This window comes from Blastomonas sp. AAP25, assembly GCF_001295965.1.
Lineage (GTDB): Bacteria > Pseudomonadota > Alphaproteobacteria > Sphingomonadales > Sphingomonadaceae > Blastomonas > Blastomonas fulva.
The window spans coordinates 17542-39067 of sequence record NZ_LJHP01000032.1; the positions used below are offsets into that span (position 1 = coordinate 17542).

Sequence of the window (21526 nt, forward strand, 5' to 3'; positions counted from 1 at the left end):
CCGGATTTCCGGCGGGTTGAGGATTAAGCGATGAACTTCCGGAACATATCGGCCTGGTCGATCCGCAACCCCATCATCCCGCTCGTCTTTTTCACGGGCCTGCTGTTCGCGGGCATCCTCAGCTTCATGCGGATGGATGTCGTCAACCAGCCCGACATCGATTTCCCTGCAGTCCAGATCAGCATCTCGCAGCCCGGTGCTGCGCCCACCGAGATCGAGAACCAGATCACCCAGCGCATCGAAGCTGCGGTGCGCTCGATCAACGGCGTCAAGAACATCAGCTCGACCGCGAGTGAAGGCAACTCGAGCACCTTTGTCGAGTTCGAGATCGGCACCGACACCATCGAGGCGGTGAACGAGGTCAAGAATTCGGTCGACCAGATTCGCGGCAGCCTGCCCGAAGGCATTCTCGAGCCTTCGGTGACCAAGGTGGATGCCACCGGCGAGCCGATCGCCTATTTCGCGGTCGAAGCCGATGACATGACCATCGAGCAGCTCAGCTGGTTCGTCGATGACACCGTGACCAAGCGGCTGCTGGCGATCGACGGCATGGCTGAGGTCGACCGTTTCGGCGGGGTCGACCGCGAAATCCGGGTGGTGCTCGATCCCGCGCGGATGCAGGCCCTGGGCGTGACCGCGAGCGTCGTCAACAATGCGTTGCGTCAGATCAACGTCGATGCCGCAGGCGGCCGCGCCGATGTCGGCGGCACCAAGCAGTCGCTGCGCGTGCTGGGCAATGCCGATACCGCGTTCGAGCTGTCGCAGATGCAGGTGCCGCTGGGCGGCGGCCGCACGATCAAGCTGACCGATGTCGCCACCGTAACCGACGGCTTTGGCGAGCCGACCTCGATCAGCAAGGTGCGCAACAAGGAGGTCGTCAACTTCGCGATGACTCGGTCCAAGGGCGCTTCCGATGTCACCGTCTATGACGAGGCGGTCAAGGCGATGGACGAACTCAAGGCGCAGAACCCCGGGGTGCGGTTCATCCGGCTGGGCTCGAGCGTCGATTACACCAAGGGCCAGTATGAAAGTTCTATCGCATCGATGATCGAGGGCGCGGTGCTCGCGGTGGTCGTGGTGTTCTTCTTCCTGCGCGACTGGCGCGCGACGATTATCTCGGCGATCGCGATTCCGTTGTCGGCGATCCCGACCTTCTGGTTCATGGATCTGCTGGGCTTCAACCTCAACTTCCTCTCGCTGCTGGCGTTGGGGCTGGTGGCAGGCGTGCTGGTCGATGACGCGATCGTGGAGATCGAGAATATCGTCCGGCATATGCGCATGGGCAAATCGGCCTATCAGGCGTCGATCGATGCTGCCGACGAGATCGGCCTGGCAGTGGTCGCGACCTCGTTCTGCATCGTCGCGGTGTTCCTGCCGGTGGGCCTGATGCCCGGAATTTCGGGCCAGTTCTTCAAGAACTTCGGCATCACCGTCGTCGTCTCGGTGCTGATGAGCCTTGCCGTCGCACGCATGATCACGCCGATGGTCGCGGCTTATTTCCTGGAGGCCAAGGGCCACGCCGCGCATGGCGAAGGCAAGCTGATGGACCGCTATATGCGGCTGCTCGACTGGTCGCTCGATAAGAGCCGCGCGCAGGCCTTTCGCGGCGAAAAGCCCAGCTTCGGCCGCAAGCTCGTCTCGATGTTCCTGGACCACCGGATGTGGATGATGGGGGTTGGCCTGCTGGCATTCCTCATCACCATCGTGCTGTTCGCCAGCACCCCGGCGCAGTTCCAGCCGACGACCGACGAGGACAACAGCCGCATCCAGATCGAGATGGTTCCGGGCACCACGCTCGAGCAGACCGAGGTCGTCGCCGACAAGGTGGCCGCGATCATGTACCAGCAGCCCGAGGTGGAACTCGCGCTGATCCGCATCCGCGAAGGCAATGGCACCATCTTCGTGACGCTGAAGAAGGAGCGCGAGAAGACCTCGATCGAGTTCGAGCGCAATCTCGCCAAGACGCTGCAAAGCATCCCCGATGCCCGGGTGACCTTCGCCTCGCAATCGGGCGGCGGCGGCACCAACCGCGACATTTCGGTCATGCTGACCGGCTCCAATCCCGATCAGCTTTACGCCACGGCTGGCACGCTGGTCGAGCAGATGAAGGGGCTCAAGCAGGTCACCGGCCCGCGCGTCAACGCAGACATGCGCCGTCCGGAAATCATCATCAAGCCGCGCGCTGACCTCGCCGCGCAGCTGGGTATAACGACGGCCGCGCTCAGCCAGGCGATCCGTATCGCGACTTTGGGCGAGATCGAGCAGAACGCGGCGAAATTCTCGCTGTCTGATCGCCAGATCCAGATCCGAGTCGTGCTGCCCAAGGAATCGCGCAACGATTTCAACACCATCCAGAACCTGCCGGTGCAGACCGCAGCGGGCGGCTCGGTGCCGCTCAGCCGTGTGGCGGACATCTCGTTCGGCTCCGGCCCGACCACCATCCAGCGCTACAACCAGGAACGCCGCGTGTTCATCGGGGTGGATCTGGCGCCGGGCGTGGTCACCGGTGAGGCGATGACTGCGATCAACAACCTGCCGATCATGAAGAACCTGCCGACGGGCGTGGGCAACAAGCCCTTTGGCGAACAGGAATGGCAGGCAGAGCTTGCGATCAACTTCGTGATTGCGCTGGTCTCGGGTGTGCTGCTGGTGTTCGCGGTGCTGGTGCTGCTCTACAAGCGGCTGATGTCGCCCTTGGTCAATATGGGCTCGCTGGCGCTCGCGCCTCTGGGCGGGATCTTCCTGATCTGGGTGCTTGGCCAACCGCTTTCGATGCCGGTGTTGATCGGGGTGCTGATGCTGCTGGGGATCGTGTCCAAGAACTCGATCCTGCTTATCGACTTTGCCATCGAGGAAATGCAGCGCGGGGTGCCCAAGCTCGAGGCGATCCTCGAGGCCGGGCACAAGCGTGCGCAGCCGATCGTGATGACCACGGTGGCGATGACCGCAGGGATGGTGCCCACCGCCTTGTCGCTTTCGGGCGACGGGGCCTGGCGCGCGCCGATGGGCATTGTGGTGATCGGCGGGTTGATCGTCTCTACGCTGCTGACCCTGATCATCGTGCCTGCGGGCTTCAGCCTGGCCGATGGCGTCGAAAAGCGCGTGGGACCGTGGCTGCGCACCAAGTTCCTCACCTACAAGCCCGGCGACAACGCCGATGACGAGGCGCTGATGGCGGGTGGTCGCCCGCACGGGATTCAGCCTGCGGAGTGAGCGGCGGGCGTCGGTCATGACAGCCAGCGTCTTGCCAAGAAGCGCTGACCCGGCATGGCGCATCCGCGCCATCGCCACCGGTATGCTCGTGGTGATGGCAGGCGTGTTCCTCGCCACCCACTGGGCCGAAGGGCATGTCGATGCGCGCTGGGGCTATGTCCGTGCCTTTGCCGAGGCGGCGATGGTCGGCGGGCTTGCCGACTGGTTTGCGGTCACCGCGCTGTTCCGCCATCCGCTCGGCCTGCCAATCCCGCACACCGCGATCATCCCGCGCAACAAGGACCGCATCGGCGACACCATGGCGCAGTTTCTGCGCAGCAATTTCCTGACGCCTCTGGTGGTCGCGCGGCGGATGCGCAGCATGAATGTTGCGGGCGCTGCCGGGCGGTTCCTCGTCCAGCCCACCGGCGGCGAGGGACGGCTGCGGCTGGGCGCATCGAACATGATCGCCGACGTGCTCGAATCGCTCGATCAGGACCGGCTCGGCGGCAACGCCAAGGAGGCGCTGAGGGTCCAGCTCGACAAGCTCGACGTCGCGCCGCTGCTCGGCCAGATCCTGAGCGCGGCGATCGCCGACAACCGGCACCTGCCGCTGATGGACGGCATCATCAAATGGACCCAGCGCACGCTGTTCGCCAATGAGGAATTGCTGCGAGACATGGTGCGTGCGCGCGCCAATTCGATCATGCGCTGGACCGGGCTCGACGAACGGCTCGCCACCGGCATCGTCGACGGGCTGCACAATCTGCTGTTCGACATGGCCGAGGACACCAATCACCCGCTGCGCCACAAGGTCGAAGAGGGGTTGGAGACGATGGCGTACCGGCTGCTCAACGATCCCGAAATGCAGGGCAAGGTCGCCGACATCAAGACCGAGATGCTGGCCAACCCGGCGATGGCGCGCTGGCTCGACGGGCTTTGGGAGCGCAGCCGCACCGCGCTGATCCGCGCCGCGCGCAACCCCGATCACGCGCTCTCGGGCCAGTTCGGCGACGGCCTGCGCCAGATCGGCGAGGCGCTGCAGACCGATGCGCGCATGCAGATGCAGATCAACCGCTTCGCCCGGCGCACCTTGGTGGGCATTTCCAACCGCTATGGCGACCAGATCGTCCGGCTGGTGTCCGAAACCGTGCACCGCTGGGATGCGCGCACGATCACCGACCGGGTCGAGACTGCAGTGGGCAAGGACCTCCAGTTCATCCGCATCAACGGCACTCTGGTCGGCGGGCTGGTGGGGCTGACGATCCACGCTGCGATGGTGTGGTTGGGTTAGCGTAGAACAAGGTCCGCTTGTATTGTCCGTCACCCTGAACTTGTTTCAGGGCCCATTTCTCCCCACGCGGCTTCGGTTGTTGGGGCACGATGGGTCCTGAAACAAGATCAGGATGACGGTTGAAGAGCGGCTGCGCTCTTTAGTAGGGCCGGAGAAGATTTTCAGCCCTTCAGCGCATCCCCCATCGCCCTGACCGCATCGACCTTGGCAAACAGCGGCCCCCAGTGGTCGCGCTCGGCGATGGCGGCCCAGATGCTCTCGACCTCGTCGATGAGCATCGATTGCGGCGCCGCACCCTGCCAATAGGTGTGGGTCCGAGCCCGCACCGGCGCATAACCCGCCTTGACCGCGCCGAATGCCGCCCACAGTGCCTCGCCCTCGGTGCCGAGCAGTTCCGCCGGGCATTCGGGCGTTGCATCGCCCATCCACGCGAAGAAGAACGCGTCGATGCTGACGCCGCCCTGCATCATCACTGCCTCGGCGGCGGCGACCAGATGGCGGTCGGCCTCGACCCCCTGGCTCGCGACCCCCAGCCGCCAGCAAAAGCGCCGCACCAGCGCCTGCTGGTAGAGCGGCCCGAAGCGTTCGAGCGCGGCGATCAGCGGCGGGGCCTCGCTGATCAGCCGCAGCGCGACCGCGTGCTGGCCGAGGTTCCAGTGGATCGCCTCGGGCTGGCGGGCAAAGGCATAGAGCCCCGAATGGTCGAAATAGGCCGCGGTGAAGCCGGGCTGCCAGGTCGGCGCGAACCGCCAGGGGCCATAATCGAAGCTTTCGCCGGTAATGTTCATGTTGTCGGTGTTGAGCACGCCGTGGACGAAGCCTGCGACCATGTAGCTCGCCGCCAGATCGGCCATCCGCTCGACTGCAAGGGTCAGCAGCAGCGCCGCGTCATTGTCGCCGGTGCGGCCATCGTAGAGCGTATCGAGCGCATAGCGCACGACGCGCCGCATCTTGTCGGCATCGTCCTCGTACGCGATCCGCTGGAAGGTGCCGAAGCGGATATGGCTGTGGCTCAACCGCACCAGCACCGCCGAGCGGGTGGGCGAGGGCTCGTCGCCGCGCCACAGTTCCTCGCCGGTCTCGATCACCGAGAAGGTCTTGGAGGTGTGTACCCCCAAAGCCTCGAGCATCTCGGTCGCCAGGATCTCGCGCACCGCCCCCTTGAGCGTCAGCCGCCCGTCGCCATCGCGGCTGAACGGGGTCTGCCCCGATCCCTTGGTCCCCAGGTCGAGCAACCGCCCGGCATCATCGCGGACCTGCGCGAACAGGAACCCGCGCCCGTCGCCGATCTGCGGGTTATAATTGCGGAACTGGTGGCCGTGATAGGCGAGCGCCAGCGGCTGCGGCAGGTTGCCGGGCAGGGGTTCGAACCGCCCGAAGTGCCGCGCCCAGGCCGCATCGTCGAGCCCGTCCAGCCCCACCGTCGCGGCATGCCGGTCGTTGCGGAAGCGCAGCAGCGTCTGCGGGAAATCCGCCGCCTTGACCGGATGGGCGATGGCATCGGCTATGGAAAGGATCGCCGGATCGGCGCGGGTGGAAGCGGCTTGCGGTTCTGATGTCATCCAGCGATAGTGGGGTTCAAACGGAGCCCGCGCAACCATGACCAAGCCCGATATACCCTATAGCGACGGTTTCTGGTGGTCGAACGACGGCTTGCGGCTGCATTTTCGCGACTATCCCGCACGACCGGAAAACGCGCACCGCCCGCCGGTGATCTGCATCCCCGGGCTCACCCGCAACGCGCGCGATTTCGAGCAGGTCGCAGCAAAGCTGGCTGGCGACTGGCGGGTGATCTGCGTCGATCTGCGCGGCCGCGGCGACAGCGCTTATGCCAAGGACCCGATGAGCTATGTGCCGCTGACCTATGTGCAGGACATGGAGGCGCTGCTGCAGGAGCAGAAGATCGAGCGCTTCGTTTCGATCGGCACCTCGCTGGGTGGCCTCATCACCATGCTGCTCGCCTCGACCCGGCCCGGGCGCGTGGTCGGCGCGCTGCTCAACGATGTCGGCCCGCAGATCGAGCCGGCAGGGCTGGCGCGGATCCGCGATTATGTCGGCCAGGGGCGCTCGTTCCCCACATGGATGCACGCGGCGCGTGCGCTGTCCGAAGTGCAGGGCGCGGTGTTTCCGGGCAACAGCGTCAGCGACTGGCTGGACATGGCCAAGAAGGCGATGAAGGTCGGGCCGGGCGGGCGCATCGTCTATGATTACGACATGAAGATCGCCGAGCCCTTTGCGGTGCCCGGCGGCGAGGCGGGGGTCGATCTGTGGCCGACGCTGGCGGGGCTCGCCCCGGTGCCGGTGCTGATCGTGCGCGGCGCGATGTCCGATCTGTTCAGCGTGGATACCGCGCAGCGGATGCTGGGCGTGCTGCCGCAGGGCCGTCTGCTCACGGTCGCGAACAAGGGCCATGCGCCCTCGCTCGAGGAGCCCGAGGTCGCAGCGGCGATCGGCACATTGCTCGGCGAGGTCGATGCCATGGCGCTTGCGACCCAGGCCTGAGCGGTTATAGCCCCGCGCTTATGAAGCCTCCCATCAAGCCCACGTTCAACCCGGCGCGCATCCTGCACCTGCACAGCACGTTCGATCTGGGCGGCAAGGAGGCGCGCGCGGTTCGGCTGATGAATTATTTCGGCGGCGCGGCGCACCACACCATCCTGACCGCGGTGCCCGGGGCGCTGGGCGCGCGCGCCGCGATCGCGCCGGGCATCCGCGCCGATTTCCCGACCGATGCGCCCTCGCTGGCGGGCAAGCCCAGCATCGCGCGCTACCGGGTGTTCGTCGAGTATTTCAAGCAGTTCGACCTGATCTGCAGCTACAACTGGGGCGCGATGGATGGCGTGATGGCGCGCACCATCTTTGCCGGCACCACGCCGCTGCCGCCGGTGATCCATCACGAGGACGGGTTCAACGAGGACGAGGCGGTTCGGCTCAAGCGCAAGCGCAACTGGTTCCGCATTGTCGCGCTGGCGCGCACCGAGGCTCTGGTGGTGCCCTCGCACACGCTCGAGCAGATCGCCTACGACGTATGGAAGCAGCCCGACAGCAGGGTGCGGCGGATCGCCAACGGCATCGATATCGCCGCCTATGCCAAGCGGCCGCAGCGCGGATCGCTGCCCGGCTTCCAGCGGCGTGATGGCGAGATCGTGATCGGCACGCTTGCAGGCCTTCGCGCGGTCAAGAACCTGCCGCGGCTGGTTCGCGCGGTCGCCGCGCTCGACATGCCGGTGCGGCTGGTGATCGTGGGTGAGGGGCCCGAGCGCGCGGCGATCGAGGCCGAGGCCGCGCGCGTTGGCCTCACCGACCGGCTGCTGATGCCGGGCTTCCTCAAGAACCCCGCGCGCTATATCGGGCTGTTCGATATCTTCGCTCTGTCATCGGACAGCGAGCAGCAGCCGATCTCGGTGATGGAGGCGATGGCGGCGGGCCTGCCGGTGGCAGCGCCGATGGTGGGCGATGTCGCGCACATGGTCGCGCCCGACAACGCGATCCTGCTGGGAGAGCCCGGCAGCGAGGCGGGGCTGATCGACAACCTGCAGCGCCTCGCCAGCGACCCCGCGCTGCGCGCCGCGCTGGGCGCTGCCAACCGGGCGAAGGCCGAGGCCGAGTTCGACGAGCGCAAGATGATCGAACGCTACGCCTCGCTCTACGGCCGCGCGATGGGAAGGCCCGAGTTCGGGCGGTGAGGGGGCGCTCCCGCACCCACCCCCGCTCAGCCTGAGCCAAAGCCCCGCGCCCCTTCATCCGCTCAGCCTGAGCCTGTCGAAGGCCCCGCACCCACGCCAGCCTAACATCCCCGTCACCCCCGCGAAGGCGGGGCCCCCGCTTCTGCTCGAACGTCGGCGCAACAGCGGGATTCCCGCCTTCGCGGGAATGACGGAAGAGGGGAGGAGGACATGAGGGCAAGGGCCAAACCCTTGTTGGATTTGCGCGCGCACCCCTCCCGTTCCTGAAAACACACGCAAGCGCGCGCGGGGCGGCGGGCCGGGAACGGTCCGGTCGAAACCGGATGCGTGCGGCGGACTGGCGGGTGATCTGGTGCTAAGCCTCATCCCGCCAAGGGCTGATGGTCCTTCCATCTTGCGCTTTCGGTGGCTCCCGGCCGAGACCGGTGTGCGGCGAGGAAGGAAATCCAAAGCTGCCGCACAGCTGACCGTCTGCCGCCTGGGTTCGGCTTGTCCAATGGGGTTCCGGCTCTCGCGAAAAGCCCACCCACCAGCCCCAACCCGCCGCCCCCGGATGATCCCGGGAAAGCACATGCCTTTGATCCGTACCGGGCAGATTTGGTACGGAAGCGGAAAACTACTAACCCATTTGGTGATAAATGTCAATATTGGCCTTATACGACATTCTGTGATCCGAATTGACGTTCAGCGGTAGAAATGTCGGGGCGCTGCTTGTCAAATCCGTATAATTAGAGCAACATTTTTTGATGAGCGCAAAATCAGAAAATTCAGCTATTATGCTTGGCAGGGAATGTGGAAGTTGTACCCTGTGCTGCAAGGTACTGAGTATTAGCGAGTTGGCCAAGCCGCAGGGGAAATGGTGTAAATTTTGCAAAATTGGCAAAGGGTGCCTCAACTATAGCGATCGACCGGATGAGTGCAGGAATTTCTATTGTGGGTACCTTAGCTGGCCATTGGCCGGCGACCATTGGCTGCCATCCAAGTGTAAGATGGTTATCGTTGCTGAGCTAGGTGGAAGCCGCCTAGCGATCCACGTCGACCCCGACCGTCCAATGGCTTGGAAAGAGCCAGCTTACTATGCCGATCTGAAGCGCTGGGCATGGGCGGCCATAAAAGATGAAATGCAATTAATTGTCTGCGTTTCAAATTGTGTGACAGTCATTTTGCCGGAAGAAGACATCTATCTTGGACCCGTGGCCGATGACGAGCGAATTGTGAATAGTCTGATCAACGATGGACTTGAAATGAAATGGACGGCAATAAAGGTCAAAGCGGATGACCCACTGATCGCTGGGATGGTTCCTGGCAAAATTTACAATGCCTCCAAAATATAGAATGGCGTTTGTATGCAATACTCGCAAGAATTGTTTCAACTCGCTGATATACTCCAATCGGCTAGCGGTACCGAATTGCTGTTGGCAAATGAGGCTGCTTTAAAGGCGCTCGACGACGTCGCCACGGAAATTGGCCGTTCATTCTCAGGGTCTTGGTTGGGATACCACGCCTATGTCTACTACGCGGGCCTGACTCCACCGCCGCCAGGAGCCCACTTCAGCCAAGAATGGGGTCTCATGAGCATGTCTCCTGGTAGGCTCGGCAGCAATGGAAAGTGGATTGAACAGGATCCCAGAGAAATCATTGCGACAATACGTGCCAAGGCCGGAGATCCTGATCTGACCGACCTGAATCGCGAGGCCAGCGAGGCGGACGAGATCTTCAAATCGGCAACTGCAGAAATGCGTTCAATCCTCCTAAATGCAAACAATGGCAGCAGTGATCAATTTCTGAGTCAGCTACTCTCTGACCTTGAGAAGCTCGAACCTATGTCGGCAGGCGACATTGCTGAAATCTGGATGCCTAAGGGTAAGATCATGACGCGAGATACCACCGCCGTCGGTCAGCGATCAAGGATACCCCCACATCTTTCAATAAAGGCGGAGGTAGCCTCCATCAGGCAGGCGTTTAATATCTGCTATGAGGCTGCCCAGATTGCACGGCGCGCCGCGTCGCATCTCGATCGCAAGGGTGAAATAGCGAAGCAAGATGCACGAGTGGGGACAAATGTTTTTATTGGGCACGGAAGATCGCAAATTCGGAGAGAGTTAAAAGACTTCGTTGAAGGCCGACTTAATCTCCCTTGGGATGAATTCAATCGCGTTCCTGTCGCAGGCTTTTCTAATACCGTCCGGCTTGCCGAAATGCTCGATTCCGCTGCTATCGCCTTTCTAATAATGACTGGCGAAGACGAGACTGCGGAAGGCAAAATGAATGCGCGAATGAATGTTGTGCATGAGGTCGGGCTATTCCAAGGCAGGCTTGGATTCGAGCGAGCAATTATCCTTTTGGAGGAAGGCTGCGCCGAGTTTTCTAATGTTCATGGGTTGGGACAAATACGGTTCCCTAAAGGAAATATCGGGGCGGCATTTGAGGACATTCGTCGAGTTTTAGAAAGAGAGAAACTAGTTTCTGACCGCTGACTACAATATGCCATATTAAACTTGGAAAACGGCCCCCCTCAAATCAACTCATCCTCATCCAGCAACCTATCGTTCAACAGTGCCTCGGTGATCTGATCCACCCGCTCCTCGACATCGCCGAACCGCATCACCTCGGCGATGTGCACCAGTGCATCGCCCTGGTTGACCACGGGCAGCACCGCGTGGCCGATGATGATGCCGTCGATGGGGGCGCGGAATTCCTGGGCGTCGTCGCCGAAGATGCCCGCGACGCGGCCGATGACCTCGCCCTTCTTCACCGCGTCGCCCGATTTCTGCTGGAGCATGCACAGGCCACCACGGGGGGCGCGGACCCAGATGGCGCGGCGGGATCGGGCGGGGATGGTGACTTGCGTGGCTTCGGGGTGCGGCTGGATCATCTTGAGGTGCGCCATCACGTTGAGCACGCCGTTGACCCCGCAGCGCACCGACAGCTCGTCGAAGCGCAAAGCCTCGCCGGCCTCCATCAGCAGCATGTCGACCCCTTCGCCGCGCGCGATGTCGCGCAGGGATCCGGGGCGCAAGGGGCTCTCGATCACCGCATGCGCGCCGAACAGCATCGCGAGCTCGCGCAAATTCTCGTTGTCGGGCGCGATGCGGATCTGCGGCAGGTTGTAGCGGTGGACCGCGGCCGAGTGGATGTCGATGCCAAGCGTACAGTGGCAGATCACCTCCTTGAGGAACTTGGCGGCGAGCTGGGCTGCGAGCGATCCCCTGGCGCTGCCGGGGAACGAGCGGTTGAGATCGCGCCGGTCGGGCAGATAGCGGCTGTGCGCCTGGAAACCGAAGATGTTGACCACCGGCAGGAACAGCACCGTGCCCGCCATGGTCTGCGCGTCGAGCTTGGCGAGCAGCCGCTGGATCACCGCGGTGCCGATGATCTCGTCGCCATGGATCGCGGCGGAGACGAATATGCACGGGCCGGGGCGCGCACCGTGGAGCACGCGGACGTACAGGCTGGCTGGAAGCCCGGTTGCGGTGTTGCTGACGGGGATGGCGATGGTCGCGCTGGCACCGGGATCGATCACCGTGCCCGCGATGGTGAAAGGCTGCGCGCTGGCGCCGGGGTCGGGGTCGGGGGGCAGGGCGCCATCGGCGGTGTTCAGGCTGTCGGTCATCGGGCCCCCCGGCTGGCCCGTTGTCCTGCGTCTGGCTTGCGCGCCGGGCCGGGTGAGAGTATGACGCGATGCTGTCGGCAGGCGCAATACCATTCGTCGCGCAGACCCATGCTTTTGTCTTGTCCCGCGCTTGACAGCCCGGGCGACTCCGCTTATGCGCGGCACTCATTTTCATTAAGCGGCTTAAAAACAGGCAGCGCATCTTAAAATGCGTGTGGCCTGTGTTTTGCGCTTTATGGTCGTGAAGCGTTGAGATGGGGTGCGGCTGACGCACCCTGTGGAGCAGGAGAAGTATTAAGTGGCACGTATCGCCGGGGTGAACATCCCTACCAACAAGCGCGTTATCATTGCGCTGACCTACATTCATGGAATCGGGCGCACCAAGGCGCTGGAAATCGCCGACAAGCTGGGTATAGATCACGCCCGTCGCGTTCAGGACCTGAGCGACGCCGAAGTGCTGCAGATCCGCGAAACCATCGATGCCGATCACACCGTGGAAGGTGACCTCCGTCGCCAGACCGCGATGAACATCAAGCGTCTGATGGATCTGGCCTGCTATCGCGGCCTGCGTCATCGCAAGGGCCTTCCGGTCCGCGGCCAGCGCACGCACACCAATGCGCGTACCCGCAAGGGCAAGGCCAAGCCGATCGCCGGCAAGAAGAAATAAGGACGCCGGGGCGCTTCATGCGTCCCGCCCTTGTTTTTCTTTCCCCAGCTTTATGGCCTGATATCAGGCCTTTATTCCAGGATAACGAACTATGGCACGCGAACCGCAAAGGCTCAAAAAGCGCGAGCGCAAGAATATCTCGTCTGGTGTTGCTCACGTCAACGCCAGCTTCAACAACACCATGATCACCATCACCGATGCTCAGGGCAACACGATCAGCTGGTCGTCTGCCGGCATGATGGGCTTCAAGGGCAGCCGCAAGTCGACCCCTTACGCCGCACAGGTGTGTGCTGAAGACGCGGGCAAGAAGGCCGCCGAACATGGCGTCCGCACGCTGGAAGTCGAAGTCAAGGGCCCGGGTTCGGGTCGTGAATCTGCGCTTCGGGCCTTGCAGGCCGTGGGCTTCACCATCACATCTATCCGCGATGTGACGCCGATCCCCCACAACGGGGTTCGTCCGTCCAAGCGGCGCCGCGTCTGACACCCAGGCTGTCTATGGGGGTGGCGGACGCGCCATCCTTTGCAATTTCCGGCCGGGGTTCCCAAGCGCGTTACCAGCGTCGCCCCCGCCCAACACTCAGGGGAAGTCCATGACTGTCAACATCAAGAACTGGCAGGAACTGAAGAAGCCGAACGGTCTTGAAATCAAGACCGGCGGTGATCCCAAGCGCAAGGCTACCTTTGTCGCAGAGCCGCTGGAGCGGGGCTTTGGCCTGACGCTCGGCAACGCGCTGCGTCGCGTGCTGCTGTCGTCGCTCCAGGGCGCGGCCATCACCTCGATCAAGATCGAAAACGCGCTGCACGAGTTTTCCTCGCTCGCCGGCGTGCGCGAAGACGTGACCGATATCGTCCTCAACATCAAGCAGATCGCGCTGAAGATGGAAGGCGAAGGCCCCAAGCGGCTTCAGCTTTCCGCCACCGGCCCTGCTCAGGTGAAGGCCGGCGACATCGCCGTGTCTGGCGATATCGAGGTGATGAACAAGGATCTGGTGATCTGCCATCTTGATGACGGTGCGACGCTGAACATCGAACTGACCTGCGACACCGGCAAGGGCTATGTCCCCGCCGTGGCCAACCGTCCGGTCGATGCGCCGATCGGCCTGATCCCGGTGGATTCGCTGTTCTCGCCGATCCGTCAGGTGTCGTACAAGGTGGAAAACACCCGCGTCGGCCAGGAGCTGGACTATGACCGCCTGTCGCTGACCATGGAAACCGACGGCACCGTCGCTCCGGAAGACGCTTTGGCCTATGCTGCGCGCATCCTTCAGGATCAGCTGCAGCTGTTCGTCCACTTCGAAGACAGCCTGACCCAGGCGAGCTCGGGCTCGGTCAGTCAGGCTGCACCCGAAGAAGGCGATGCCAACCAGATCAACCGTTACCTCCTCAAGAAGGTGGACGAGCTGGAACTGTCGGTCCGCAGCGCAAACTGCCTCAAGAACGACAACATCATCTATATCGGCGATCTGGTCCAGAAGACCGAAGCCGAGATGCTGCGCACCCCGAACTTCGGCCGCAAGTCCTTGAACGAAATCAAGGAAGTGCTCTCGAGCATGGGTCTTCGCCTCGGCATGGACATCCCCGGATGGCCGCCCGAGAACATCGAGGAAATGGCCAAGAAGCTCGAGCAGGAACTGCTGGGTTAATAGTTCAGTCCTCCCCCGGCTTGCTGGGGGAGGATTCATAAGATCGGCATCGGCGGTGGCCGTTAACACCGCCTGGACCGGGGTACCTCAAACGGCCCCCTTACGAACGGAGTACTGAAAATGCGTCACGGAATTGGCAAGCGCAAGCTGCAGCGGACCAGCTCGCACCGTATCGCGATGCTGCGCAACATGGCAGCCTCGCTGATCAAGCACGAGCAGATCACCACCACCCTTCCCAAGGCACGCGAACTGCGTCCCTATGTCGAAAAACTGATCACGCTGGCCAAGCGCGGCGGTCTTTCGAACCGTCGTCTGGCGATGGCTCGCCTGATGGACGAAACCCAGCTCGCCAAATTGTTCGACACGCTGGCACCGCGTTATGCCGACCGCGAGGGTGGCTATACCCGCGTGCTGAAGGCCGGTTTCCGCGCCTCGGACGCTGCCCCGATGGGCATCATCGAACTCGTCGATCGTGACTTCAGCGCCAAGGGCCAGGACTCCGGTCCGGTCATGAGCGACGAAGACGAGTACGAAGGCGCGTAATCGTTTCATCCTATACCGGATTGCCAAACAGGCCGCGAATGTCCACATTCGCGGCCTGTTTTCGTTTGTTCAATCAATATCATAGGGGATCGCCAATGCGCACTCGCGCCACTCTTGCCGCTTTGCTGGGGACCGCAGCCATGACACTTTCCGGACCGCTGATCGCGCAGGAAGCGCCCTTGTCGTATCCGGCCACCGAAACCGTGGACACGGTCGAGGAACAGTTCGGCGTCAAGGTGGCCGATCCCTATCGCTGGCTGGAAAACGACGTCCGGGTCGATCCCAAGGTCGCCGCGTGGGTGGAATCGCAGAACAAGGTCACCGACGCCTATCTTGAGACGTTGCCCGGCCGCGCCGCGCTCGCCACCCGCATGCGCGCTTTGTACGATTATGCGCGCACCGGCGTGCCCGAGGTCGCGGGCAACCGCTATTTCTTCACGCGCAATTCGGGGCTGCAGAACCAGGCGGTGCTGTACGTGAAAGATGGCGCGAACGGCGCCGAGCGGGTGCTGATCGATCCCAACGGCTGGGCCAAGGACGGCGCCACTGCGCTTGATGCCTGGGTGCCCAGCGAGGACGGCAGCAAGCTGATCTATTCGATCCAGGATGGCGGCAGCGACTGGCGCACGGTCAAGATCCTCGATGTCGCCACCGGCAAGCCACTGGATGACGATGTCAAATGGGTCAAGTTCTCCGCGCTGGAATGGGACAAGGCGGGCAAGGGATTCTATTATTCGCGCTTCCCCGAGCCCGACAAGGAGGGCGAGTTCCAGTCGCTCAACACCAACCAGGAAATCCGCTATCACGCGATCGGGACGCCGCAGAGTGCCGATCCGCTGATCTATGCGACGCCGCAGGAGCCGCAGCTCAATCACAGCGCGCAGGTCTCCGACGATGGCAGCTTCCTGCTGGTCACCTCGTCCTCGGGCACCGATGAGCGCTATCGCCTCACCATGATCGATCTGGACGGCACCAAGGCATCCACGTCGCAGCGCGTGATCGTGCCCGAGCTGGTCAACGACTGGCAGATGATCGGCATGGCCGGGGACCGGATCTATTTCGTCACCAACAAGGATGCGCCGCGGCTGCGCATCGTCTCGATGGCGCGCAACGGCAGTGAAGCCAGCATCGAGACGGTGGTGCCCGAAGGCGAGGCGGTGATCGCGGGTGCCTCGGTGGTCGGCGGCAAGCTGGTCGCCAACTATCTGCAGGATGCGCGCAACGTCGTGAAGCTGTTCGATTTGGCGGGCAAGCCGATGGGCGAGCTGCCGCTGCCGGGGATCGGTTCGGTCGGCGGCTTCGATGGCGATCTGGATTCGAAGGAAACCTTCTTCGCCTATTCGAGCTTCAACCGCCCGACGACGATCTATCGCTATGACCTGACATTGGGCCAGGTCTCGCCCTGGGCCGAACCCAAGCTGGCGTTCAACCCCGATGATTATGCCGTCGAGCAGCGCTTCTATGCGAGCAAAGACGGCACCAAGGTGCCGATGTTCATCGTCCGCAAGAAGACCGTCACCGGCCCCGCGCCGACATTGCTCTATGGCTATGGCGGCTTCAACATCTCGGTGCTGCCCGGCTTCTCGCCGACGCGGCTGGCGTGGCTCGAGCAGGGCGGCGTCTATGCCCAGGCGAGCCTGCGCGGCGGCGGCGAATACGGCAAGGCGTGGCACGATGCCGGACGGCTCGCCAACAAGCAGAACGTGTTCGACGACTTCATCGCGGCGGGCGAGTATCTGATCAAGCAAGGCGTCACCGGCAAGGACCAGCTGGCAATCGAAGGCCGCTCGAACGGCGGGCTGCTGGTGGGCGCTGTGGTCAACCAGCGGCCCGATCTGTTCAGCGCTGCGCACGCGGCGGTGGGCGTGATGGACATGCTGCGCTTCGACCGCTTCACCGCCGGGCGCTATTGGGTCGATGATTATGGCTATCCGAACAAGGAGGCCGACTTCAGGACGCTTCTGACCTATTCGCCCTATCACACGATCCGCAAAGCCGATTATCCTGCGGTGATGGTCTCGACCGCCGACACCGACGACCGCGTGGTGCCCGGCCACAGCTTCAAGTACACCGCTCGCCTGCAGGCGACGCAGGCTGGCGACAAGCCGCATCTGATCCGCATCGAGACGCGCGCCGGCCATGGCTCGGGCAAGCCCACCGACAAGATCATCGAGGAATTCTCGGACATCTACGCCTTCCTCGCGCACTTCACCGGGCTGAAGATCGCAGGCGAGTAAGGCGATCTCTCCCCTTCCGCTTGCGGGAGGGGCAGGTCCGGCTTGCCGGACCGGGGTGGGCCTGAAATTTGCGACACTACAGTCCCACCCCGGCCTCGGCTGGGCCTCGTCCACCCCCCCCCGCAGGCGGGAGGGGAGAGGTGCACTCCGTCAGCGTTCCCGATCGACGGGGAAGGGCTGCCTGAACTCTGCAGCCAATCCATTCATCTACAGCCCCGCAAACCTGAACAGTTCCTGTCAGCGCAGTTCAGGCTCTTCACAGCGGCGAATCGGTAATCCTGCATTCGTCCCGCACGGCACAGGGCCTCGCGGGGAGGAATGAAGGATCGAAACATGGCAAAGGCAAAGGGTGTGATTGGCGCGGCGCTGCTCGGTGCGGCTGCCATGGTTGCAGCAGCGATGCCGGCGCAGGCCCAGTGGGGCGGCGGCTGGCAGGGCGGTGGGCGCTGGGGCGGCGGTGGCGACCGCGCGGTGAACCAGTGCGTGCGCGCCGCAGAGTTTGAGGCGCGCCGTTTCGGCCGCTTCGCCCAGGTCACCCAGGTTCGCGACATTGACCGCACCCGCTTCGGGCTGCGCGTCGAGGGCCGCATCGTGGTCGATGGCAACGGGCGCTGGCGCGGCGGATCGGATCGCGGTCGCTTTACCTGCTTCGTGGATCGGGGCCGGGTGGTGGATGTGCGCCTCAGAGGACTCGGCAACTTTCGCTGAGGTCGCGCATGCCCATCAGGCTCCCAGGCGGTTCAGCGTGGCGACAGGCTGGACCGCCTAAACAATCGGTTGAACTTGGGTACAGCGCGGTGCGCCTTGGCCATGGATGTGAAAGGCAATTGATATGCTGAAAGCTTTGACAGGCCTGGGTGCAGCGGGCGCGATGATGGTGACGGGCTTGGCGCCCGCGATGGCGGCGCCGGTTTCCACCAGTTCCGGCGCTGGCGGGTATTCCGCGCTCGCCGATCTTGCATGGGACCAGCGCGACGAGCAGGCTGGCCAGTGGCGCGGCGGCTGGGGCAATCGCGGCTGGCGCGGTCGCAACCGCGGCATCGATGGCGGCGATATTCTCGCAGGCGCGCTGATCCTCGGCGGGATCGCGGCGATCGCGAGCGCAGCGACCAATAGCAGCCGCAACCGCAACGGTCCCAATGATCGCTACAGCTACAACGACGATGTCCGCTCCGCCTCCACCCAGTGCGGTGCGGCGGCAGCGGCGCAGTCGGGCTTCGGCGCCCGGGTCGAGCGGATCGACAATGTCGTGCGCGACGGCAATGGCTGGCGTGTCGAGGGTCTGGTCGGATCGCGCAACACCGGAGTCGACAGCTTTACCTGCGGGATCAGCTATGGCCGCATCGACTATGTTCGCTTCAACCGCGCCAATGGCGCATGGGGCGCTGGCGATGTCGGCGCGGACGGTCAGGTGTTCGGCGATGCCGGCGACCCGGCCTATGTCCCGCCCCAGGGCGGCGACGATGATTTTGCCTATCGCAACGATGCGGACCCGTACCCGCCCGAATAAGCGATTGCTCTACCGGGCGGGTCTGCCTCCATCAGGCATTTCCGTCCGGCTTCAACCCCTGCGGCGCGCTTTGCCCCTTCGCGCGCCGCAGGGGTAACACCACAAGCGCATTCGCAGCGCGAAGGGACGTACAGAGCGCTTTGCGATCAACCGTTGCCGCGATAGGCGGGCAGGGCGATGTTGTAGCGGATCGCAAGGCCGCGCAGCACGAAGCCCGCCACCGCACCGATGATCGCGGCATATTCCGTGTCCAGCCCTGTGAGCCGCAGCCCGACATACAGGCCCGATGCCAAGGCTGCAGCGGTGACGTAGAGCTCGGGCCGCAGGATGATCGAGGGTTCGCCCGCCAGCACATCGCGGATGATCCCGCCGACGCACGCGGTGATCACCCCCATCATGACCGCAGGCAGCGGGTCGACCCCGAACTGCATCGCCTTGGCCGCGCCGAACACGCCATAGGCACCCAGCCCCACCGCATCGAACCAGTCGAGCATCCGCCCCTGCCACCAATGCTGCGGAGTGACCCACAACAAAGCGGACACCGCCAGCACCACCACCAGCACGCCCGAATTGACGATCCAGAACACCGGCGCGCCGATCAGCAGATCGCGCACCGTGCCGCCGCCGACCCCGGTGACCAGCGCGAAAAAGGTGAAGGTGACGAAGGTCTGCCGCTTTGCCGCCGCAGCCAGCGCGCCCGAGGCGGCGAACACCGCGATTCCGAACAGGTCGAGCGCACCCAATATGGTGCCGAGGTCGATGACAGGGGGCAAAGGGGTAGCCATGGCGAGGGGCTGTAGAGGATCGGCGCGCGGATTTCACCCGCGATTGTGCGCGCGGGCCATCGCGCCCGCCCGCTAGACCGGAAGCCCCGACTGCGGCTTGGCCTCTTTGAGCACGAAGCTGGTGCTGATCGACTTGATCCCCGCGATCGGGCGCAGCCGCTTGTTGGCGAAATCGGCGTAGCTGTCGAGATCCTGGCTGACGACGGTGAGGATATAGTCCGCGCCGCCGGTGACCTGGTGGCAGGCGATGACCTCGTCCAGCCCCGCGACCGCGTCCTCGAACGCACGGGTCAGCGCGTCGTTATGGTCGGCGATCTCGACGCTGACATAAGCGAGCACGCCCAGCCCCAGGGCTCGGCGGCTGAGCCGTGCGGAATAGCCGCGGATCACGCCATCCGCCTCCAGCCTGCGCACCCGCCGCCAGCAGGGCGAGGCAGACATGCCCACGGTTTCGGCGAGCTCCGCATTGGTGATGCGGCCATTGTCCTGCAACGCGCGCAGGATACGGATATCTTCCGGTTCCAGTTCGATCATCGGCAGGATGTACCTTGATAGAGGCCTAAAGGGAAGGATTATCCCGATCAGGGCGCTGTGGGGCAAGAAATCGAAAGGATTTTTCGTGCAGCCCATGCTATATCGGCGCTCAAGCCATCACAGGGGACGATGCATGGAAAGCCTGCTCATCCGGCCCGACGCGGTCGACTTCTCCACCATTCCGCAGGTGCCCGAAGGCACGTGCGTGGCGCCGCTGCAGCGGCCTGCGCATCTGGGCGAGGATTGGCTCGAACCGCAGCAGCGGGTCTACACTGCGGAGGAGCATGGCATCTGGGATGATCTGTTCGCGCAGCAGATGGACGTGCTGCCCGGCCGCGCGGCGAGCAGATTCTTGGCGGGGCTGAAGCGGCTCGATCTGGGGCGCGGCGGCGTTCCCGATTTCGGTGCACTCAGCGAGGAGCTGCAGCCGATCACCGGCTGGTCGGTGGTGCCGGTGCCGATGCTGATCCCCGATCATGTGTTTTTCTATCACCTCGCCAACCGGCGCTTCCCGGCGGGCAACTTCATCCGCACCCGCGCGCAGTTCGATTACATTTCCGAGCCCGACGTGTTCCACGACGTGTTCGGCCATGTGCCGATGCTGACCGACCCGATCTATGCCGATTACATGCAGGAATATGGCCGCGCGGGCTGGAAGGCGCTGGCGTACAACCGCTTGAAGGCGCTTTCGGCGCTGTACTGGTACACGGTCGAATTCGGGCTGATCCGCGAGGCCGAGGGTATCCGGGCCTATGGCGCAGGCATCCTGTCAGGGCCGCTCGAGGCGAAATTCTCGGTGGAAGGGCAATCGCCCAACCGCGTGCATCTCGAAGTCGACCGGGTGATGCGCACCGATTATGTCATCTCGGACATGCAGCCGACCTATTTCGTGATCGACAGTTTCGAGGAACTCTACCGCAAGACCGTCGAGCGCAATTTCGACGATCTGTATCGCGGGCTCAACCCGGGCTTCACATACTCCAACCAGGCGGTGCTGGGCGGCGACAAGGTCTATCACCTGGGCAGCCAGGAATACGCCAATCGGGGCGGGCAGGGGTCTGGCGCCAAGCCGGTGTGACGGGATGTGCTCCGGGCGGGCGGCATCGCTGCCGACCGCCCGGAACCGGTCATCAGGCCTTGGGCATCAGCACGCTGTCGATGACGTGGATCACGCCGTTCGACTGCGGGACATCCGCCTGGGTGACGATCGCGGTGCTGCCGCCTTCGCCGGTCAGCACGACATTGGTGCCATCCATCTTGGCGGTGAGCTTTTCACCCTGCACGGTGGTCAGCGTCGCGGTGCCGTTGCCATCGGTGATCGCCTTGGCAAGATCGGCAGCGGTCATGCGGCCCGACACCACGTGATAGGTCAGGATGCCCGACAGCTTGGCCTTGTTTTCAGGCTTCAGAAGCGTGTCGACGGTGCCGGCAGGCAGCTTCTCGAACGCGGTGTTCACCGGAGCGAAGACCGTGAACGGTCCGGTACCGGCAAGCGTATCGACCAGGCCTGCAGCCTTGACTGCAGCGACGAGCGTGCTGTGGATCGGCGATTCCGAAGCGTTTTCGACGATGTTGCGGGTCGGCAGCATTTCCGCGCCGCCGACCATGACAGTGCCGGTTGCATTCATGCCGTTGGCCGCGGGGCCATCGGTGGCCATCGGTGCGTCAGCCGGAACGGTGACGTCGGATTCGGTGGTGACGTTTTCCGATCCGCAGGCGCCGAGGATCAGGGCTGAGGCCGCCACGAAGGACGAAAGAAAAGCGGTTTTCATTGAAGTATCTCCTTGTGCGTCGGCCATTATCTTTTCCACATCACGCCTTT

19 protein-coding genes are annotated in these 21526 nt (G+C 63.5%); 14 read left to right on the plus strand and 5 right to left on the minus strand.

Annotated features, from left to right (window positions below; translation table 11 throughout):
- Positions 1–30 precede the first annotated feature (30 nt).
- Positions 31–3213 carry an efflux RND transporter permease subunit gene (locus tag IP68_RS17040; RefSeq protein WP_054136218.1) on the plus strand — a complete coding sequence of 1061 codons (3183 nt, stop codon included), beginning with the start codon at positions 31–33 and terminating at the stop codon, positions 3211–3213.
- Positions 3214–3229: 16 nt separating this feature from the next.
- Entirely contained in the window at positions 3230–4486 is a 1257-nt protein-coding gene (locus tag IP68_RS17045) for a DUF445 domain-containing protein (RefSeq protein ID WP_054136219.1), read from the plus strand.
- 161 nt (positions 4487–4647) lie between these two features.
- On the opposite strand, the gene IP68_RS17050 is transcribed toward IP68_RS17045, so the two are convergent.
- The gene (locus IP68_RS17050) at positions 4648–6048 is read right to left on the minus strand and encodes a protein adenylyltransferase SelO family protein (protein WP_054136245.1); all 1401 of its coding nucleotides are present in this window, start codon (positions 6046–6048) and stop codon (positions 4648–4650) included.
- Between the two features lie 37 nt (positions 6049–6085).
- On the opposite strand from IP68_RS17050, the gene IP68_RS17055 reads away from it, so the two are divergent.
- The 4 genes from IP68_RS17055 (at position 6086) to IP68_RS17070 (ending at position 10649) form a co-directional block, all read left to right on the plus strand.
- Entirely contained in the window at positions 6086–6988 is a 903-nt protein-coding gene (locus tag IP68_RS17055) for an alpha/beta fold hydrolase (RefSeq protein WP_054136220.1), read from the plus strand.
- A gap of 20 nt (positions 6989–7008) precedes the next feature.
- Complete coding sequence (locus IP68_RS17060) at positions 7009–8172, plus strand: glycosyltransferase family 4 protein (RefSeq protein WP_054136221.1); 1164 nt, start codon at positions 7009–7011, stop codon at positions 8170–8172.
- A gap of 989 nt (positions 8173–9161) precedes the next feature.
- On the plus strand, positions 9162–9506 hold the full coding sequence (locus IP68_RS17065) for a hypothetical protein (protein ID WP_054136222.1): 345 nt from the start codon (positions 9162–9164) through the stop codon (positions 9504–9506).
- A 12-nt stretch (positions 9507–9518) separates the two neighbouring features.
- Positions 9519–10649: a TIR domain-containing protein gene (locus IP68_RS17070; protein ID WP_082382461.1), complete on the plus strand. Its 1131-nt coding sequence runs from the start codon at positions 9519–9521 to the stop codon at positions 10647–10649.
- Positions 10650–10687: 38 nt separating this feature from the next.
- On the opposite strand, the gene IP68_RS17075 is transcribed toward IP68_RS17070, so the two are convergent.
- Complete coding sequence (locus tag IP68_RS17075; RefSeq protein WP_082382462.1) at positions 10688–11785, minus strand: succinylglutamate desuccinylase/aspartoacylase family protein; 1098 nt, start codon at positions 11783–11785, stop codon at positions 10688–10690.
- 298 nt (positions 11786–12083) lie between these two features.
- Here IP68_RS17075 and rpsM point away from each other — a divergent pair, with 298 nt between their 5' ends.
- The 7 genes from rpsM to IP68_RS17110 all read left to right on the plus strand — a co-directional run bounded on the left by rpsM (position 12084) and on the right by IP68_RS17110 (position 18385).
- Entirely contained in the window at positions 12084–12452 is a 369-nt protein-coding gene (rpsM, locus tag IP68_RS17080; protein ID WP_054136223.1) for a 30S ribosomal protein S13, read from the plus strand.
- Between the two features lie 91 nt (positions 12453–12543).
- On the plus strand, positions 12544–12933 hold the full coding sequence (rpsK, locus tag IP68_RS17085) for a 30S ribosomal protein S11 (RefSeq protein WP_017671843.1): 390 nt from the start codon (positions 12544–12546) through the stop codon (positions 12931–12933).
- Positions 12934–13042: 109 nt separating this feature from the next.
- Positions 13043–14095, plus strand: coding sequence for a DNA-directed RNA polymerase subunit alpha (locus tag IP68_RS17090; RefSeq protein WP_054136224.1), 1053 nt, complete (start codon positions 13043–13045; stop codon positions 14093–14095).
- 120 nt (positions 14096–14215) lie between these two features.
- Positions 14216–14638: a 50S ribosomal protein L17 gene (gene rplQ / locus IP68_RS17095; protein ID WP_054136225.1), complete on the plus strand. Its 423-nt coding sequence runs from the start codon at positions 14216–14218 to the stop codon at positions 14636–14638.
- Positions 14639–14778: 140 nt separating this feature from the next.
- Entirely contained in the window at positions 14779–16875 is a 2097-nt protein-coding gene (locus IP68_RS17100; RefSeq protein ID WP_231684106.1) for a prolyl oligopeptidase family protein, read from the plus strand.
- 333 nt (positions 16876–17208) lie between these two features.
- Positions 17209–17583: a hypothetical protein gene (locus tag IP68_RS17105; protein ID WP_150126252.1), complete on the plus strand. Its 375-nt coding sequence runs from the start codon at positions 17209–17211 to the stop codon at positions 17581–17583.
- Between the two features lie 124 nt (positions 17584–17707).
- On the plus strand, positions 17708–18385 hold the full coding sequence (locus IP68_RS17110) for a hypothetical protein (RefSeq protein ID WP_054136228.1): 678 nt from the start codon (positions 17708–17710) through the stop codon (positions 18383–18385).
- Between the two features lie 146 nt (positions 18386–18531).
- Here the strand turns inward: IP68_RS17110 and IP68_RS17115 are convergent, their stop codons facing one another.
- The gene (locus tag IP68_RS17115; RefSeq protein WP_054136229.1) at positions 18532–19170 is read right to left on the minus strand and encodes a trimeric intracellular cation channel family protein; all 639 of its coding nucleotides are present in this window, start codon (positions 19168–19170) and stop codon (positions 18532–18534) included.
- 72 nt (positions 19171–19242) lie between these two features.
- The gene (locus IP68_RS17120) at positions 19243–19704 is read right to left on the minus strand and encodes an Lrp/AsnC family transcriptional regulator (RefSeq protein WP_197275846.1); all 462 of its coding nucleotides are present in this window, start codon (positions 19702–19704) and stop codon (positions 19243–19245) included.
- Between the two features lie 133 nt (positions 19705–19837).
- Between IP68_RS17120 and phhA the strand changes: the two genes are divergently transcribed.
- A complete protein-coding gene (gene phhA, locus IP68_RS17125; RefSeq protein WP_231684109.1) occupies positions 19838–20782 on the plus strand; it encodes a phenylalanine 4-monooxygenase in 945 nt (314 codons plus the stop codon).
- Positions 20783–20834: 52 nt separating this feature from the next.
- Here phhA and IP68_RS17130 read toward each other — a convergent pair whose 3' ends face one another.
- Positions 20835–21476, minus strand: a complete 642-nt coding sequence (locus IP68_RS17130; protein ID WP_197275847.1) for a fasciclin domain-containing protein — start codon at positions 21474–21476, stop codon at positions 20835–20837.
- Between the last annotated feature and the right edge of the window lie 50 nt (positions 21477–21526).

What these genes read in the sequence shown, in the direction of transcription:
- IP68_RS17040 (WP_054136218.1), top strand. Translation starts at nt 31, where the DNA reads ATGAACTTCCGGAACATATCGGCCTGGTCGATCCGCAACCCCATCATC.
- IP68_RS17045 (WP_054136219.1), top strand. Translation starts at nt 3,230, where the DNA reads ATGACAGCCAGCGTCTTGCCAAGAAGCGCTGACCCGGCATGGCGCATC.
- IP68_RS17050 (WP_054136245.1), bottom strand. Translation starts at nt 6,048, where the DNA reads ATGACATCAGAACCGCAAGCCGCTTCCACCCGCGCCGATCCGGCGATC.
- IP68_RS17055 (WP_054136220.1), top strand. Translation starts at nt 6,086, where the DNA reads ATGACCAAGCCCGATATACCCTATAGCGACGGTTTCTGGTGGTCGAAC.
- IP68_RS17060 (WP_054136221.1), top strand. Translation starts at nt 7,009, where the DNA reads ATGAAGCCTCCCATCAAGCCCACGTTCAACCCGGCGCGCATCCTGCAC.
- IP68_RS17065 (WP_054136222.1), top strand. Translation starts at nt 9,162, where the DNA reads ATGGTTATCGTTGCTGAGCTAGGTGGAAGCCGCCTAGCGATCCACGTC.
- IP68_RS17070 (WP_082382461.1), top strand. Translation starts at nt 9,519, where the DNA reads ATGCAATACTCGCAAGAATTGTTTCAACTCGCTGATATACTCCAATCG.
- IP68_RS17075 (WP_082382462.1), bottom strand. Translation starts at nt 11,785, where the DNA reads ATGACCGACAGCCTGAACACCGCCGATGGCGCCCTGCCCCCCGACCCC.
- rpsK (WP_017671843.1), top strand. Translation starts at nt 12,544, where the DNA reads ATGGCACGCGAACCGCAAAGGCTCAAAAAGCGCGAGCGCAAGAATATC.
- IP68_RS17090 (WP_054136224.1), top strand. Translation starts at nt 13,043, where the DNA reads ATGACTGTCAACATCAAGAACTGGCAGGAACTGAAGAAGCCGAACGGT.
- rplQ (WP_054136225.1), top strand. Translation starts at nt 14,216, where the DNA reads ATGCGTCACGGAATTGGCAAGCGCAAGCTGCAGCGGACCAGCTCGCAC.
- IP68_RS17100 (WP_231684106.1), top strand. Translation starts at nt 14,779, where the DNA reads ATGACACTTTCCGGACCGCTGATCGCGCAGGAAGCGCCCTTGTCGTAT.
- IP68_RS17105 (WP_150126252.1), top strand. Translation starts at nt 17,209, where the DNA reads ATGGCAAAGGCAAAGGGTGTGATTGGCGCGGCGCTGCTCGGTGCGGCT.
- IP68_RS17110 (WP_054136228.1), top strand. Translation starts at nt 17,708, where the DNA reads ATGCTGAAAGCTTTGACAGGCCTGGGTGCAGCGGGCGCGATGATGGTG.
- IP68_RS17115 (WP_054136229.1), bottom strand. Translation starts at nt 19,170, where the DNA reads ATGGCTACCCCTTTGCCCCCTGTCATCGACCTCGGCACCATATTGGGT.
- IP68_RS17120 (WP_197275846.1), bottom strand. Translation starts at nt 19,704, where the DNA reads ATGATCGAACTGGAACCGGAAGATATCCGTATCCTGCGCGCGTTGCAG.
- phhA (WP_231684109.1), top strand. Translation starts at nt 19,838, where the DNA reads ATGGAAAGCCTGCTCATCCGGCCCGACGCGGTCGACTTCTCCACCATT.
- IP68_RS17130 (WP_197275847.1), bottom strand. Translation starts at nt 21,476, where the DNA reads ATGAAAACCGCTTTTCTTTCGTCCTTCGTGGCGGCCTCAGCCCTGATC.